This window comes from Streptomyces humi, assembly GCF_001005085.2.
Lineage (GTDB): Bacteria > Actinomycetota > Actinomycetes > Streptomycetales > Streptomycetaceae > Streptomyces > Streptomyces humi.
In genome coordinates this window covers 72,121-87,422 of record NZ_LBMU02000015.1, presented here as the reverse complement: position 1 = coordinate 87,422, position 15,302 = coordinate 72,121, and the positions used below count along the sequence as shown (strand labels likewise).

The following is a 15,302-nucleotide window of genomic DNA, read 5'->3' as shown; positions in this document are numbered from 1 at the left end:
CCCTGGATACACGCAGGTGGCGGCCCGGTGCCAGACACAGGGCCGCCACAGCTCCAGATGCTACGGGCGGGGCGTGCGGCCCCTCTTCCGGGCCCGCGGAAGATAGGCGTCCGCCCGTCCGGGCACGATCCTGTTGGACACCGTGCCGAGTCCCTCGACGGTCAGCGTGACCTCGTCGCCGGGCTTCAGCGGCGGCGGGACGCGCTCCCCGGCCCGCCCCCAGAACTCCGCCAGGGCGCCCCAGCCGCAGGTCCCCGAGCCCAGGACGTCCCCGGGGCGCACCCAGGCGTCCCGGCTGGCGTAGGCGATCATCTCCTCGAAGGTCCAGGAGGCGTTCGCGAGGGTGTCCCGGCCGATCAGCCGCCCGTTCAGGGTGACGGTCATCTCCAGGTCCAGGAAGCCGTCCGGATCCCGCCGGTCCGCCACCTCGTCAGCGGTCACCAGGAAGGGGCCGAGCGTGTTGGCGAAGTCCTTGCCCTTGGAGAAGCCCAGGCCGAGGTTCTTCTCCGGCTTCTGGAGATCACGGGCCGACCAGTCGTTGAAGACCAGGTACCCGACGATGTGGTCCCCGGCCTCCTCGGGGGTGAGGTCCCGGCCCGCCCGGCCGATCACCGCGCCGACCTCCAGTTCGAAGTCGAGCACCGAGCAGCCCGCCGGAACCGGCACGTCGTCGTGGGCGCCGTAGGCCGCATGGGGGTTGGTGAAGTAGAAGTTGGGCGCCCGGTACCACTCCTCGGGCACGTGCTCCAGACCGTCCAGCGACCTGGACACCCCCTCGATGTGCGCCTCGAAACCGACGAAGTCCCGGATCGACGGCGGCTTCAGCGGCGGCAGCAGCCGCACCCGGTCCGCGGCCGGCCCACCCGGCCCGCCCAGGGCCGCCACACCCGCCGCGTCCAGCGTCCCCGCCTCGACCAGCGACAGCAGCGTCACCCCCGCGGGCAGCGGATGGATCACCCCGTCCCGCACCACACCGGCGCGCTCCTCGCCCTCGTGCTCGTACGTCGCGAAACGCATGGCTCACTGCTCCCAGTGGTTGGTGTTGGTGACGGTCCCGGCGCTCAGGTGGCCGGCGAACACGCCCTCGGGGTCACGCACGGCCCGGATCCCGTTCAGCCGCCGCCACTGCTCGTCCCCCATGAACCTCAACTGCCGCACCGTGAAATCGGAATCGCCCAGGTACTGGCCGACGGTCACCGGCTCCATCGCCGCCATGGCCGAGTCCAGCCAGCCGCGCAGCTCCGCGTCCCGCGCGGGATCGTCGTACACCACGTACGTCGCGCAGTAGATCTCCGACTGCAAGGAGAAGGCCATGTCCGGCAGTTGCCGCAGCGGGGCCATCGAGAACCAGATGGTGAAGGTCCCCCGGGTCGGATGCCCGGTGAACGCCTTCCGGATCGCCGGGACCACCTCCTCGGCGGTGCCGGTCAGCCACGCGTTGTCGACGAGGTAGCGATGGCCCTCCGGGTTGGCGGTGCGCTGGCCCGCCAACTGCTCGGCGAGCGTCGTCGGTCGTGCCTCCACCCGGAACAGCGCCCGGTCGGCGTACGGGTTGGCGTGCAGGGGCGCCAGCGCCCGCGCCGCCTCCTCGGGGCTGTCCGTCATCGCGACCCCGGTGACCAGCAGCACCGGCTCGTCGAGATCCGGCGGGGTCTGGGTGAGGGCGACGATCTCCACCAGGTCGCCGACCGTGTGGTGGATGTCGTGCAGCCAGGTCATGACCTCGTCGAAGAGGCCCAGCGGATAGCCGTGCACGGTGTGCGCCAGGTGCTTCGGCAACGGCCGGGTCCGCAGGTGGAAGCGGGTGACGACGCCGAAGAAACCGGGGCCCGCGCCGCGCGCGGCCCAGAACAGGTCGCTGTGCTCCGTCTCGTTCGCCCGCACCAGCTCGCCGTCCGCCGTGACGACGTCGATCGCCACGATGTTCTCGGCGGCCCACCCCCAGCCGCGCGCGTTCCAGCCCTGCCCGCCCTGCAACAGGAAGCCGCCGATGCCGACGGACGGACAGTGCCCGCCGTTGAAGAACCGCCCGAACCCGCCGAGATACGGGTTGAGTTCGTCGCCGCCCTTGACGCTGGGGGTGGCCGTCACGATCCCGGTCGTCTCGTCGTACGCCATCTCGCGGAAACCGCCGAGGTCGATCAGCAGCGCCTCCCGGCGCACCGACCAGGCGGCCCAGCTGTGCCCGCCGGAGCGCACGGCGACCTGCCAGCCCCGCTCCAGGGCGAGCCGGACGCCCTCGACGACGTCCTGTTCGGTGACCGCCCGCAGTACGGCGGCGGGGACCCGGTCGGCGGGCCGGCGGGCGTTGAAGACACGCCCGTACACCGCCTCCTCGAAGTCCTCGTCGCCGGGGAGGTGCAGGGTGCCGGAGAAACGGTTCGTGTTCACGTGCGGACTCACTTGACTGCGATGGGGTTGACGGGGACATCGGCCGCGCCGCTGACCGGCAGGGGTGCGGCGACCAGCAGGAACTCATGGACACCGTCGGCCGCGCAGTCCTCCGCGAGCGCCTCCAGGTCCCACATCCCGCCCAGCGGCAGACCCATGTCCGGGACGGCGATCCGGTGCAGCGGCGACACGGCCGGCCCGGCGAACTCGTCCGGCCGCACCTCCACGCCCCAGGTGTCGGTGGCGACCGCGGCGATCTCCGTGCGGTGCAGCCAGCCCAGCGTCGTGAAGGACAGACCCGGGGCGTCCCCGTCGGCGTACCCGCCCCACTCGCCCAGCCGCCGCACCCGGCCCAGCCGGCCGGTGCGGACGAGGACGATGTCACCGCGGCGCACACTCGACGTGGCGCCCTGCGCCTCGGCGGTGTCGCGCAGGTGCTCCTCCAGGACCGCGAAACCGTCGGGGAGTTCACCGTGCGCGTCACCGAACGCCCGGCCGACGTCGAGGAGTACCCCGCGGCCGGTGAAGGCGTCCCGCAGCCGCTCCGCACCGGTCACGGCCGTGCTCCACCGGGTGGACGCCCGGGGCCGCGCCGCGGCCGAGCCGCGCGCACCGCTGGAGCCGACCGCACCGCCGGAGCCGTGCGCACCGCCGGAGTCGCCCGCGCCGCCGGAGCCGTGCGCACCGCCGGAGTCGCCCGCGCCGCCGGAGCCGTGCGCACCGCCGGAGTCGCCCGCGCCGCCGGAGTCGCCCGCATCGCCGGAATTGTCCGGGAAGCCCTGGACGCTCGCGGCCAGCGAGAAGGAACGGCCGCGCCGGACCAGGCTCGCGGCATGCGCGCGGATCGCGTCGTCGACGAAGTTGAGCGTGCCCAGCACGTCGTCCTCGCCCCAGCGGCCCCGGTTGCGGTACGCGGCGCGGGCCTTGGCCAGTTCCTCCTCGACGGGACCGAGAGGGGTGGGGGGCATCACGGGTGTCCTTTCAGCAGGCCGAGGGCGTTGCCCCCGGCGATCGCGTCCCGGTCGGCGGGATCGAGACCGGCCGCGTCCAGCCGCGCCACCGGGTCGGTCACCCCCATGTCGAAGGGGTGGTCGGTGCCGAGCACCAGCCGGTCCGCACCCACCTCCTCGACCAGATGGCGCAGCGCGCGGGGGGTGTAGACGAGCGCGTCGAACCACATCCGCCGCAGGTACGAGCTCGGCGGTTCGGCGCAGCCGCGCGCGTCCGGCCGTACCCGCCAGGCGTGGTCCGAGCGGCCGGCGTACGTCGGCAGGTAGCCGCCGCCGTGCGCGGCCACCAGCTTCAGCCGGGGGAAGCGGTCCAGCACCCCGGTGAAGATCAGATGCGAGAGCGCGACCGTGGTCTCGGTGGGCTGGCCCACCGTGTTGCCCAGGTAGTGCGAGGCGAGCCGGCCACCCAGTGAGCAGCCCCAGGGGTGCACGAACACCACCGCGCCCAGTTCCTCCGCCTGCTGCCAGACCTGGTCGTGCGCCGGGTCCGCCAGCTCGCGGCCCTCGACGGTGGTGGAGACGCTGATCCCGGACAGGCCGAGGTCGGTGACCGCCTCGTCCAGCAGGGCGACGGCGAGGTCCGGGTGCTGGAGCGGGACCGTGCCCAGGCCGTGCAGCCGCCCGGGCGCGGCGGCGCGGTGCCCGGCCACCGCCTCGTTGACGGTCCGGGCCAGCCGCACCGCGAGCTCCGGGGCCGCCCAGTAGTGGTGCATGGGCATCGGACCCACCACCTGGATGTCCACACCCATCGCGTCCAGGTCGGCGAGACGGGCGCCGACGTCCGTCAACCTGCCTCCTAGACGCTGGAGTTGGGAGCGGTTCGCGGCCAGTGACGCCGACGAGTGGGCGCGCTGCTCGGCGGCCAGCTCCGCCGCGAGACCCCCGGTGCCCGCGACCAGCGCGTCGGCCTCCGGGACCGCGAGATGGCCGTGGAAGTCGACGACGGGTGCGCTCATGCGGCGGCCGTCAGCGAGGCGAGCGTCTCCGACATGATCCGCGCCGGGTCGGCACCCGGGGTGTCCGGGTGGATCTCCCACTCGGCGAGCCGCAGCGAGTTGTCCAGCACCATCCGCACCCGCGGCAGCCGCCGGGCCATGAACCGCTCCAGCGCCGCCGCCACCGGCTCGCCGGCGGTGACCAGGTCCGCCAGCAGCACCGCGTCCTCCATGCACATCGCCGCGCCCTGCGCGATCAGCGGCGGACAGGCGTGCGCCGCGTCACCGATCACCACCGCCCGGCCCCGGTGCCAGTCCTCGTCCACCAGCACCGCCTCGATCCACCGGTAGTCCACCGCCGTGTCGTCCGGCAGTCCGGCGAGGATCTTCCCCCAGGTGCCGCCGTAGCCCGCGCCGCGCTCCCGCATCAGGTCCAGCGAGGCGCGCGGACCGATCAGCGAGGCGTCCAGGTTCTCGTCGAGGAGGTACGCGTAACACTGGTCGTCGGATATCGGGCTGTAGCCGGCCTTGTACCTCGGCCCGCCGTAGTACACCTCGGCGCAGTCCATCTCGGCGGGGCGCCGGGCCACCACCCGGAAGATCGACATGCCGACCGGCCGGGGCCGCGCCGTGATGCCGATGCGCGCGCGCATCGCCGAGTTGATGCCGTCGGCGCCCACCACCAGGTCGTAGCGGCCGGCGGAGCCGTCGGTGAACGTGACGTCCACCTGGTCCGGCGACTGGTCGAGGCGGTCGACGCTCAGGCCCAGACGGACCCGGACGCCGTGCGCGCGCACCGCGTCGCACAGCGCGTCCTGAAGGTCGGAGCGGAGCGCGCCCGCCGTGGACGGCAGGTCCGCACCCCCGGTGTGCGGGGTCTCCAGCTCGGTGATCAGACCGCCGTCCGCCCGGCGCAGCCGCATGTGGTCGAACGGCACCGCCCGGGCCAGCACCCGGTCCAGCACACCGACCGAACGCAGCGCCTTGAGCGCGTTGCCCTGGATGGTGATGCCATGACCCACCCCGAACCACTGGGGTGAGATCTCGACGAGCTCCACCTCGACGCCGCGTTGGGCGAGGGCGAGACACAGCACGCTTCCGGTGATGCCGCCACCGACGACGAGCACCTTGTTCACGGGCATGGGCGATCCTTGCGAAGTAGAAAGACAGACAGGTGGGGGCCGGCCGGCCGGGACTCGGCGGCTGTCAGCCGGTGAAGCGGGCGCCCAGCTCGCGGTAGTGCTCCACGGCCGGCGGGGCGGCGAAGAACGGCCCGACCAGGGCCCGCCAGCGGGCGAACCGCTCGGACTCCCGGAAGCCGACCGTGTGCGCCTCGACCGAGTCCCAGCCGACGAGAAGCAGGAAGACCCGGGGGCGCTCGGCGCAGCGCAGCAACTCGGCCCAGCGGAACCCGTCGGCCTCGGCGAGCACCTCGCGGGCCTTGCCGAAGACCTCCTGGAACTCCTGCTCACGACCGGCCTCGACGGTCAGTTCGGCATGCTCGACGACCACGGCGTACTCCTCGGGGTGGGGTGCTCCGAGCCTGGTCGGCGGTACGTGCAGGGTCAACGGATCGAGTCATCGGCAAGGGGGACGTCATCCATCCCCGACGGCGATGGAGCCGCCCGCCCGCCACCGCCGCATATCTCCAGGCCGGGGCCGGGACCGCCGGCGATGGCAGCCATCGCGAACGGCCATTTCCGCCGACCGCGCGGGATGCCTAGCGTCGGAGGCGAGCCCCCACCCGTACGAGGAGAGCCGCCCGTGCCCGAACCTTCCCCCGCCCACGCCGGACCCTTCGCGCTCGGCACCTTCCACGACGGCGCAGCCGCCTTCCCCGGCCTGGTCACCGGCGCCCGCGTCCGCGACCTCCGCGACCTGGCCGGGTCGGTGCGCGCACTCGTCGAGGACTGGGACGCCCGGCTGCCCAGGCTGCACGAACTGGCCGCCTCGGCCGACGGCACCTGGCACGACCTGGCCCGGCTGCGGGTGCTGACGCCGGTCGAGCCGGGCCAGATCCTCCAGAGCGGCGCCAACTACCGCAAACACGTGGTCGATCTGGTCGCCGCCGAGAAGGAGAGCGTGCACGGCGCCACCCCCGAGGAGGCCCGCGCCGACGCCGAGAAGATGATGGACGAGCGGATCCGCGACGGGGTTCCGTACCTCTTCCTCGGCTCACCGCGCGCACTGTGCGGACCGTACGACGACATCGTGCTGCCCGCGCTCGGCGAACAGCACGACTGGGAGCTCGAACTCGCCCTGGTCATCGGCAGGACCGGGAAGGACATCCCGGTCGAGGACGCCATGTCGTACGTCGCCGGCTACACGATCAGCAACGACCTGACCACCCGCGACCGGCTGTACCGGCCCGACCTCAAGGCCATCGGCACCGACTGGTTCACCGCCAAGAACGCCGACACCTTCCTGCCGACCGGGCCTTTCCTCGTCCCCGCGGACTTCGTCGGCGACCCGGGCGACCTGCGGATCACCCTGCGGCACAACGGAGTGGTCCGGCAGGACGAGTCCACCAAGGACATGATCTTCGACATCCCGCGGCTGATCGCCTACGCCTCCACGACCACCACCCTGCACCCCGGCGACCTGCTGCTCACCGGATCCCCGGCCGGCAACGGCGCGCACTGGGGGGTCTTCCTCCGACCCGGTGACGTCATCGACGCCGAGATCACCGGCCTCGGCCACCAGCGCAACACCGTCAGGAGCCACGCATGACCTTCCAGCCCATCAGCCATCTGCGCCATGTCGACCTGGCCGTACCGGACTTCGACACCCAGCGCGCCTTCTACGGCACCACCTGGGGGCTGACCGAGGTCGCGAACGACAGCGGCATCGCGTTCTTCGCCGCCGAGGGCAGTCCCGAGCAGTACATCGTCCGGATCCGCAGGGACGGGCGGAAACGGATGGACCTGGTCGCCTTCGGGGCGGTGTCGGCCGCGGCGGTCGACGAGCTGGCGGTGCGGCTGGGCCGGGCCGGGGTGCGGATCATCCACGAGCCCCGGCCGCTGGACACCCCCGGCGGCGGGTACGGGCTGCGCTTCTTCGACCCGGACGGCCGGGTCGTGGAGGTCTCCGCGGACGTGGCCACCCGCGCCCACCGCAAGGTCGAGGAGCGTGAGGCCATCCCGGTGCGGCTCTCCCACTGCGTGGTCAACTCCCAGGATCCGGAGGGGCTGCGGGACTTCTACATCCAGCACCTCGGGTTCCGCCTCACCGACACCCTGTACTCCACGCATATGGGCGACCTCATGTACTTCCTGCGGTGCAGCCCGCTGCACCACTCCTTCGCCATCGCGCGCGGCCCGCATGTGTCGCTGCACCACGCCTCGTTCGAGATGCGCGGGGTGGAGGAGTACATGCGCGGCACCGGGCGTGCGCTGCGCGCCGGGACCCGGCTCACCTGGGGCCCGGGACGCCACCTGGCGGGCGACAACACCTTCTCGTACTTCCACGACCCGCACGGCAACACCGTCGAGTACACGACCGAACTCGCCGTCCTGGAAGAGGACCTGTGGCACCCGGGCCGGCACGACGTGGCCGATCCGATGACGCAGGACCAGTGGGGCACCGCCGACCCGATGAGCGAGTCGGTCGCCAAGGAGCAGTTCAACGACCCCGACGTGCTCTTCGAAGCACCCCCCGTCTGATCCTCCGAGCCGAACACTCCCCAGAAAGGCCGCAGTCGTGGCAGAGATCCTGAAGCACGCCGTGCCCAAGTCCGAGGTGGCCGCCTCCCTCGGCCAGGTGCGGGAGACGGTGGCCGGCGTCATCGCGGACATCCGTGAACGCGGTGACGCGGCCGTCCGCGAGTACTCCGAGAAGTTCGACAAGTGGAGCCCCGACTCCTTCCGGCTGAGCGCCGAGGAGGTCGAGAAGATCGTCGCGTCGGTGCCGCAGCAGGTCATCGACGACATCACGTTCGTCCAGGAGCAGGTCCGTAACTTCGCCCGCCACCAGCTGGCCTCCATGGGCGAGTTCGAGGTGGAGACGCTGCCCGGCGTGAAGCTCGGCCAGAAGCACGTCCCGGTGCAGGCGGCCGGCGCCTACATCCCCGGCGGCCGCTACCCGCTCACCGCCTCCGCCCACATGACCATCGTCACCGCCAAGGTGGCCGGCGTACCGCGCGTGGTCGCCTGCACCCCGCCCATCCACGGTGAGATCCCCGCCGCCACCGTCGCCGCCATGCACCTCGCCGGCGCCGACGAGATCTGGCTGCTCGGCGGCGTCCAGGCGGTCGCCGCGATGGCCGTCGGCACCGACACCATGGAGCCCGTCAACCTGATCGCGGGACCGGGCAACGCCTATGTCGCCGAGGCCAAGCGGCAGCTGTTCGGCGAGATCGGCATCGACCTGTTCGCAGGACCCACCGAGATCCTGGTCCTCGCCGACGACCGGGCCGACCCGTTCGTCTGCGCGGTCGACCTGCTCTCCCAGGCCGAGCACGGCCCGGACTCCCCGGCGGTCCTGATCACCACCTCCCGGGAGGTCGCCGAGCGGACCATCGCCGAGGTCGAGCGCATCCTGCCCGCCATGCCCACCCGCGACTACGCGGAACCCGCCTGGCGCGACCACGGCCAGGTGCACGTCGTCGACTCGACCGACGAACTGTACGAACTGGCCGACTCCTTCGCCTTCGAACACGTCGAGGTGCTGACCGCCGAGCCGCGTCTCGCCCTGGAACGGATGACCCAGTACGGCGCCCTCTTCCTCGGCGAGGGCACCTGCGTGTCCTTCGGCGACAAGGTCATCGGGACGAACCATGTGCTGCCCACACGTGGGGCCGCCCGCTACACCGGCGGTCTGTGGGTGGGGAAGTACCTGAATACGGTCACCTACCAGGAGGTCACCGACACCGCCTCGCAGGCCCTGCTCGGGCGGCTGTGCGGACGCGCGTCCCGGGTCGAGCTGTTCGAGGGCCATGCCCGCTCCGGTGACGTACGGGCCGCGAAGGCGGCCGGCGACGAGCTGCCCTGGAACAAGGCGTGACCCTGGAAGGCCGTACGGCGCTGGTCACCGGCGGGGGCGGACCGCTGGGCCGGGCCTTCGCGCGGGCGCTCGCCGCCGCCGGGGCCCGGGTCGTCCTGGCCGGCCGGAACGAGCGGGCCCTCACGGAGGCGGCCACCGAGGTGGGCGATGCGGCCCGCACGGCCGTCTGCGACGTCGCCGACCCCGCCTCCGTACGCGCCCTGGCCGGCGCACTCGCCGACGAGGACGTGTCGTTGCTCGTCAACAACGCGGGCGTGGCGGGCCCGGTGCGCCCCCTGGTCGACATCGAACCCGACGAGTGGGACGACGTGTTCGCCGCCAACGTACGCGGTGTCTACCTCATGTGCCGGGCGTTCCTGCCGCCCATGCTGGCCGCCGGACGGGGTGACATCGTCAACGTCGCCTCGGTCAGCGGCAAACGCCCGCTGCTCAACCGGACGCCGTACACCGCCTCCAAGATGGCGCTGATCGGCCTCACCCGGACCCTGGCCGGGGAGGTCGGCCCGCGGGGTGTCGCGGTCAACACCCTTTCGCCGGGACCGGTCCGGGGGCCTCGGATGGACCGCAACTTCCGCCTCACCGCCGAACTCACCGGCTGCACCGTCGAGGAGGCGGAACGGGACTTCGCCTCCCGCGCCGCGCTCGGCCGGCTGGTCGAGGAGGACGAGGTCGCGCGGGCGCTGGTCGCCATGCTCGCGATGCCGGGACTGTGCGGGGCGGACATCGACCTGTCGGCGGGGATGATCGCCCCGGCGTAGAGCACCGACGTAGAGCACCGGCGTAGGGCCCCGGCGTAGAGCTCCGGCGATGAAAACCTACCGGGACACGGCGAGGTGGACGGCATGCGGGCCGTCCGCCTCGCCGTCGTGCGTGCCCACCGGTACCGGCTGTGGCCACTCTGTGTAGTCGCCATGAAGTGGGCCCCACGATCGAAGCCATCGGGTTCCGGGATGCGTGTGCGCAACGCCTGTCCTGCCTCTGTCCAGGCTGGTTCACTCCGAGCTGCGCACCCCAGGTGCCTCTGTCGCCCCGGCTTCGACCGGCGACTCGTGACTCTGCGCGACGGCGCACTCCACCCGTGGAAAGGCCTGCAATGACGCTGACAACCCGACGCTCGTTCCTGATCGCCGGTTCCGCCTCGGCGGCGGCCCTGCTCGTCCCGGCAGCCTCCGGCACCGCCACCGCCACCGCCGCGCCGAAGGCGTCCGGCAGGACGATCTCGGTCGCCGCGGGGGAGACGTACGAACTCGCCGCCACCACCCAGGTCAGCCGGCTCACCATCGGCGAGGGCGGCAAGATCGTCGCCCCGGACGGGTACGACATCAGCCTGACCGTCGACGGCGTGGAGACCGGCCAGCTGCTCACCGCGACCGGTGGCACCGCGACCCTCATCCAGGCCGGCACCTACCGCGGTGACGTCGTCCTCACCGTCGCCGGGTCCAACGACGTCACCTACGAGACGCTGACCTTCCCCTTCCGGCAGGCCCTGTACGTCGGCTCGTCCGGCGTCGACTCCGCCAGGTCCGTGCTCTCCGCCGTCCGCGGCGGCAAGGTCACCGACGCCGCCGCCCGCAACGTCTCCATCACCTCCACCGGCGAGTGCTTCAACGGCGTCTACGTCGAGAGCGGCAGCTACACCCTCCAGAGCCCCGTCATCTCCTTCACGGGCAACGGCCGTTCGGACTTCGCCGGGTACGGCGCGGCCGTCGTCGGCGACGGCTCCGCCACCAAGCTGGTCGTGGACGGCGCCCGGATCAGCACCAAGGGCGTGGTCCGCACCACCGTGATCGCCGACGGCGGCGCCAACGTCCTCGTCAAGGACTCCTTCCTGCGCGCCCGCAACGGCGTCCTGCCCGCCGACTACCAGGCCACCGTCGAGACCCCGTACATGGAGTCCGTGCCCTGGATGCTGGGCCTCGACGGCAACGTCCGCGCGACCAACCTCATCGGCAAGAACAGCGTCGCCACCTACCTCAACTCCACCGTCTTCTCGGAGACCTGGGGCGCGCTGTCGGTCGAGGGCGGCAGCGGCCTGAAGCTGACCGCGATCAACAGCCACGTCGGCAACACCGGCGACTACGGCTACGGCACCTACGCCATCGGCGACGCCACCGTCCGCGTGCTCGGCTCCCGCTTCGACGTCGGCTCCTACGCGACGATCATCGCGGGTCCCGCCGCCGTCGTGCACTACGGCGACAGCACCCGCGACGCCGTGGCCGCGCTCAACACCGAACTCGGACTCGGCCTGTCCAACGCCGAGTTGAAGAGCATCCCGGTGCGCAGCACGGTGGTGAACTCCGGTCACTTCGGCTACATGTTCTTCGGCGCCGGCCAACTCACCCTGGACGGCGGCACGGTCGTCAACTCCGAGCGCGCCACCTTCCTCAACAAGGGCCAGCAGACCGCCATCACGGTCGACGGCTCGCAGGGCGCCAGGCTCAACCCGCGCGACGGCGTCATCCTGCAAATGATCGAACTGGACGACCCGGGCCCGGTCAACGTCAACGGCAAGATGATGAACGTGGGCGTCTACACCGAGCCCACCACCGACCCGGTGAAGGACTCCTCCTTCGACGTCACCGCCGTCCACGGCACCGACGGCGCCGCCACCTTCAGCTCCATCAAGCTGAAGGGCGACTTCTACAACGGCGTGCGGGGCGGCAGGAACATGGTCCTCACCTTCGAGGGCACGAGCGTCGAGGGTGTCATCTCGGCCACCAGGACCAAGCACCGGGTGTCCTCGATCGACGCGTCCACCTTCTACGAGCTGGGCATCGTCACCAACACCGCGCAGGCCGCCGTCAACAACGGCGTGGTCGTCCGGCTGAACAGCGGATCGGCCTGGACGGTCACCGGAACGTCGTACCTGACCAGCCTCACCCTCGCCGCCGACGCCTCGGTGACCGCGCCGCGCGGCAGGTCCGTGAAGCTGACGGTCGACGGCACGGAGACGGCCATCGCCGCCGGCTCCACCTACACGGGAGCCCTCACGCTCACCGTGGCGTGAGTCCCGGCCGCAGGCGCGGTCCCGTACCCGGGCCGCGCCTGCGCCGTGTCCGGCGCCGGGTGCTCCCGTAGGCTGGCCGGATGTTCAGCCCCGAAGGACCGAGTCTCCGAGAACTCGCCGTGCAGGCCCTGTCCTCGGTCGAGCGCGGCTACGACCTGCTGGCCCCGAAGTTCGACCACACCCCCTTCCGGACCCCGGATCCGGTGCTGGAGGCGGTCGCCGAGGCGCTCACCCCGCTCGGCCCCTTCGAGGACGGCCTGGACCTGTGCTGCGGCACCGGCGCCGGTATGGACGTGCTGGCCCGGGTGTGCCGGGCCGGCGTCACCGGCGTCGACTTCAGCGCCGGCATGCTCGACGTCGCCCGGCGCCTGCCCCCGCCCGACGGCCCCGCCGTGAGCTGGGTGCAGGCCGACGCCCGGACCCTGCCGTTCGAGGCCGCCTTCGACCTGGTCGTCAGCTTCGGGGCGTTCGGGCACTTCCTGCCCCGGGAACTGCCCGGGCTCTTCGGCCGGGTCCACTCGGCGCTGCGGCCCGGCGGCACCTTCGCCTTCCCGGTGCTCGCCCCGCCCCGCCCCACCGGCCCCGGATTCTGGATGCTGCTCGGCTTCGACGCCGTGATGCGGGTGCGCAACGCCCTGTGGCGGCCGCCGTTCGTCATGTACTACCGGGCCTTCCGGCTCGGTGCGGTGCTGCGGGACCTGGAGCGGGCGGGATTCACGGTGGACCTGTACGCGCTGCCCGGGTTCGGCGTACGCGACGACGGCAGCCCCCGGGCCCGGCTGGTGACGGCCACCCGGGTCACCGCGCCGCCGGCACCGTGAACTCGTAGACCAGCGTGTCCTGCTGGGCGTCCACCACCAGGTCGGTGATCTCCAGCGGACGGGCGTACTGGTCGTGCACCCGGCGGGTCACCCGGACCGTGGCCGCGTCGGCGACCTGGGTGATCGAGTCCCGGTGGTGCAGGGCCAGGCCGGCCTTGCGCATCCAGTCGTAGGCCCGGCGCAGCTGTGCGGCGGCGGAGCCGTCCGCCCGGTCCCGGTAGCGGCCCAGCTCCTCGACCTCGGTCAGGGCCACCGCCGAGAAGGAGGTCACGGCGGAGCGCAGGGCCCGGCCGTCGGGTGCGGCGGACTCGTAGCGGTGCACCAGGGTCGGCCGGTGCGGGGCCAGCCCCAGTGCCGCCGCGTGCTCCGGCGGCGGCTCCTCCCAGGCCACCGTGGCCCGGTCGGACGCGCCGTGGTCCGTGGTCCCGGCACCCACCGGGAAGGCAAGGGAGACCGGGCTCTCCACCGGCCGGCCGGGCAGTGTGGCGTGACTGCCACGCCGGTCGGTGGCGACCAGGCCGCTGTGCCGCAGCACCTCGAGCGCCTGCCGGACGGTCTCCCGGCTGACCTCGAAGTGCCGTGCCAACTCCCGCTCCGAGGGCAGCCGTTCGCCCGGCGGGATGGTGCCCTCGTGCAGTTCACCGAGCAGTCGTGTCGCGATCCGCCAGTACAGCGGCTGAGCTTCGCTCGCGGGACGGTCGTGCGGGGTGGTGCGGGCCATGCCGCGCCTCCTGTGGGTGACAAGGCCTCGCCAACGGGCCTGCGGACAGGCCTCGATGACAAGACGTAGCCGTGCGGGTTCGGTGCGCGACCACATCTAGCATTGGTCTAAACCATCAGGGAAGAGCGGCCGGCGGGTTCGGCCGAAACCCGGTGGGCCTCACAGGCTCGCGTAGACGGCGTCGACCAGAGCCGTCTTCCGCGGGTCGTCGGCGATCCGGCCGCCCATGCGGTTCATCACGTACCCGAGCGACACCCCGGCCTCCGGGTCGGCCAGCCCGCAGGAGCCGCCGAAGCCGTCGTGTCCGAAGGCCCGCGGATTCGGCCCGTACGAGCCGTTCGCCCCGCTCAGCCACAGCCCCAGCGCGACCTCGGTCTCGTGCTCGAAACCCGCCCCCAGGACGAGGTCACGGCAGCTCCCCTGCCCCTCGCGCACCCGCTCCGCCGCCTCGGGCGACAGCACGCGCAGGCCGCCGTACGCGCCGCCGCCCGCGAAGACGCCGTACAGCGCCGCCACCGCGCGGGCCGTGCCGTGCCCGTTGGCCGCCGGGATCTCGGCGGCCCGCCACCGCGGGGTGTTCGCCTCCGCGGCGCCCGCCGCCGGGTTGGCCAGCGCCGCGATCGCCACGGGGGTCAACTGGCTGAAGATCGCGGCCTGTTCGCTCTCCGACACCACCCGCGGGTGCACCAGCTCCGCCGCCCGTCCGGACTCCTTCTCCGGCAGCCCGACGGTGAAGTCGATCCCCAGCGGCCCGGTCACCTCCCGCTCCAGGAAGGCCCCCGGCCGCAGTCCCGACACCCGCCGCACCACCTCGCCGACCAGGAAACCGTAGGTCAGCGCGTGATACCCGGACCGCGTCCCGGGCTCCCACCAGGGTTCCGTCGCCGCCAGCCGCGCGGTCGTCAGCTCCCAGTCGTAGAGGTCCTCGAACGAGTGCGGCTCCCGCAGGCCCGCCAGCCCGGCCCGGTGCGACAGCAGGTGCCTCACCAGGACCCGCTCCTTGCCGGCCGCCGCGAACTCGGGCCAGTAGTCGGCCACCGGCGCGTCGAGCTCCAGCAGCCCCCGGTCGGCCAGGACGTGCGCGCACAGGGCCACCGGCCCCTTCGTCGTGGACCAGACGTTGACCACGGTGTCCCGCTCCCACGGCCGGCTGTGCGCCGGGTCGGCCCAGCCGCCCCAGAGGTCCACCACCGTCTCGCCGGCGACCGTCACCGCGACGGCGGCACCCAGCTCCTCGCGGACCCGGAAGTTCTCCTCGAACGCCGCCCGTACCGCGGCGAAACGCGGTGCGCAGTGGCCCTGGACCTGTGGCTCGTGCTCGGACATGGGTCCTCCGTCGTACGCCGGGAGCCCGGGCCGCGCCGCCGCGGCCCAGGCGACCCCGAACATACCGACTGGTCGGACCGGAGGGAAGGT

The 15,302-nt window shown here is 72.6% G+C and carries 14 protein-coding genes; 6 read left to right on the top strand and 8 right to left on the bottom strand.

Going from position 1 to position 15,302, the window contains the following annotated elements; genetic code table 11:
- Positions 1-60: 60 nt before the first annotated feature.
- The 6 genes from AAW13_RS05120 to AAW13_RS05095 all read right to left on the bottom strand — a co-directional run bounded on the left by AAW13_RS05120 (position 61) and on the right by AAW13_RS05095 (position 5,905).
- Entirely contained in the window at positions 61-1,017 is a 957-nt protein-coding gene (locus tag AAW13_RS05120) for a fumarylacetoacetate hydrolase family protein (RefSeq protein ID WP_046727773.1), read from the bottom strand.
- A 3-nt stretch (positions 1,018-1,020) separates the two neighbouring features.
- Positions 1,021-2,391, bottom strand: coding sequence for an FAD-binding oxidoreductase (locus tag AAW13_RS05115; protein ID WP_046727772.1), 1,371 nt, complete (start codon positions 2,389-2,391; stop codon positions 1,021-1,023).
- A gap of 8 nt (positions 2,392-2,399) precedes the next feature.
- A complete protein-coding gene (locus AAW13_RS05110) occupies positions 2,400-3,359 on the bottom strand; it encodes a cyclase family protein (protein ID WP_046727771.1) in 960 nt (319 codons plus the stop codon).
- Positions 3,359-4,357: an amidohydrolase family protein gene (locus AAW13_RS05105; protein WP_046727770.1), complete on the bottom strand. Its 999-nt coding sequence runs from the start codon at positions 4,355-4,357 to the stop codon at positions 3,359-3,361. The genes AAW13_RS05110 and AAW13_RS05105 overlap by 1 nt, the downstream gene beginning before the upstream one ends.
- A complete protein-coding gene (locus AAW13_RS05100; RefSeq protein ID WP_046727769.1) occupies positions 4,354-5,478 on the bottom strand; it encodes an FAD-dependent monooxygenase in 1,125 nt (374 codons plus the stop codon). Before AAW13_RS05100 ends, AAW13_RS05105 begins: the two co-directional genes overlap by 4 nt.
- Before the next feature lie 64 nt (positions 5,479-5,542).
- Entirely contained in the window at positions 5,543-5,905 is a 363-nt protein-coding gene (locus AAW13_RS05095) for an antibiotic biosynthesis monooxygenase family protein (RefSeq protein ID WP_240528536.1), read from the bottom strand.
- Between the two features lie 195 nt (positions 5,906-6,100).
- On the opposite strand from AAW13_RS05095, the gene AAW13_RS05090 reads away from it, so the two are divergent.
- The 6 genes from AAW13_RS05090 to AAW13_RS05065 all read left to right on the top strand — a co-directional run bounded on the left by AAW13_RS05090 (position 6,101) and on the right by AAW13_RS05065 (position 13,165).
- A complete protein-coding gene (locus AAW13_RS05090) occupies positions 6,101-7,066 on the top strand; it encodes a fumarylacetoacetate hydrolase family protein (RefSeq protein WP_046727767.1) in 966 nt (321 codons plus the stop codon).
- Positions 7,063-7,998 (top strand): VOC family protein, encoded by a 936-nt coding sequence (locus AAW13_RS05085; protein ID WP_046727766.1) that lies wholly within the window; start codon positions 7,063-7,065, stop codon positions 7,996-7,998. Before AAW13_RS05090 ends, AAW13_RS05085 begins: the two co-directional genes overlap by 4 nt.
- 37 nt (positions 7,999-8,035) lie before the next feature.
- On the top strand, positions 8,036-9,337 hold the full coding sequence (gene hisD / locus AAW13_RS05080; protein ID WP_046727765.1) for a histidinol dehydrogenase: 1,302 nt from the start codon (positions 8,036-8,038) through the stop codon (positions 9,335-9,337).
- Positions 9,334-10,095: an SDR family NAD(P)-dependent oxidoreductase gene (locus AAW13_RS05075; RefSeq protein ID WP_046727764.1), complete on the top strand. Its 762-nt coding sequence runs from the start codon at positions 9,334-9,336 to the stop codon at positions 10,093-10,095. Before hisD ends, AAW13_RS05075 begins: the two co-directional genes overlap by 4 nt.
- Before the next feature lie 335 nt (positions 10,096-10,430).
- The gene (locus AAW13_RS05070) at positions 10,431-12,344 is read left to right on the top strand and encodes a hypothetical protein (protein WP_046727763.1); all 1,914 of its coding nucleotides are present in this window, start codon (positions 10,431-10,433) and stop codon (positions 12,342-12,344) included.
- 80 nt (positions 12,345-12,424) lie between these two features.
- Positions 12,425-13,165 (top strand): class I SAM-dependent methyltransferase, encoded by a 741-nt coding sequence (locus AAW13_RS05065; RefSeq protein WP_046727762.1) that lies wholly within the window; start codon positions 12,425-12,427, stop codon positions 13,163-13,165.
- Here the strand turns inward: AAW13_RS05065 and AAW13_RS05060 are convergent.
- Both AAW13_RS05060 and AAW13_RS05055 read right to left on the bottom strand, forming a co-directional pair.
- Complete coding sequence (locus tag AAW13_RS05060; protein WP_046727761.1) at positions 13,143-13,886, bottom strand: GntR family transcriptional regulator; 744 nt, start codon at positions 13,884-13,886, stop codon at positions 13,143-13,145. The two genes, AAW13_RS05065 and AAW13_RS05060, sit on opposite strands and share 23 nt — an antisense overlap.
- Positions 13,887-14,045: 159 nt before the next feature.
- Positions 14,046-15,212, bottom strand: coding sequence for an EstA family serine hydrolase (locus AAW13_RS05055; protein WP_046727760.1), 1,167 nt, complete (start codon positions 15,210-15,212; stop codon positions 14,046-14,048).
- Between the last annotated feature and the right edge of the window lie 90 nt (positions 15,213-15,302).

What these genes read in the sequence shown, in the direction of transcription:
- AAW13_RS05120 (WP_046727773.1), bottom strand. Translation starts at nt 1,017, where the DNA reads ATGCGTTTCGCGACGTACGAGCACGAGGGCGAGGAGCGCGCCGGTGTG.
- AAW13_RS05110 (WP_046727771.1), bottom strand. Translation starts at nt 3,359, where the DNA reads ATGCCCCCCACCCCTCTCGGTCCCGTCGAGGAGGAACTGGCCAAGGCC.
- AAW13_RS05105 (WP_046727770.1), bottom strand. Translation starts at nt 4,357, where the DNA reads ATGAGCGCACCCGTCGTCGACTTCCACGGCCATCTCGCGGTCCCGGAG.
- AAW13_RS05100 (WP_046727769.1), bottom strand. Translation starts at nt 5,478, where the DNA reads ATGCCCGTGAACAAGGTGCTCGTCGTCGGTGGCGGCATCACCGGAAGC.
- AAW13_RS05085 (WP_046727766.1), top strand. Translation starts at nt 7,063, where the DNA reads ATGACCTTCCAGCCCATCAGCCATCTGCGCCATGTCGACCTGGCCGTA.
- AAW13_RS05070 (WP_046727763.1), top strand. Translation starts at nt 10,431, where the DNA reads ATGACGCTGACAACCCGACGCTCGTTCCTGATCGCCGGTTCCGCCTCG.
- AAW13_RS05065 (WP_046727762.1), top strand. Translation starts at nt 12,425, where the DNA reads ATGTTCAGCCCCGAAGGACCGAGTCTCCGAGAACTCGCCGTGCAGGCC.
- AAW13_RS05060 (WP_046727761.1), bottom strand. Translation starts at nt 13,886, where the DNA reads ATGGCCCGCACCACCCCGCACGACCGTCCCGCGAGCGAAGCTCAGCCG.
- AAW13_RS05055 (WP_046727760.1), bottom strand. Translation starts at nt 15,212, where the DNA reads ATGTCCGAGCACGAGCCACAGGTCCAGGGCCACTGCGCACCGCGTTTC.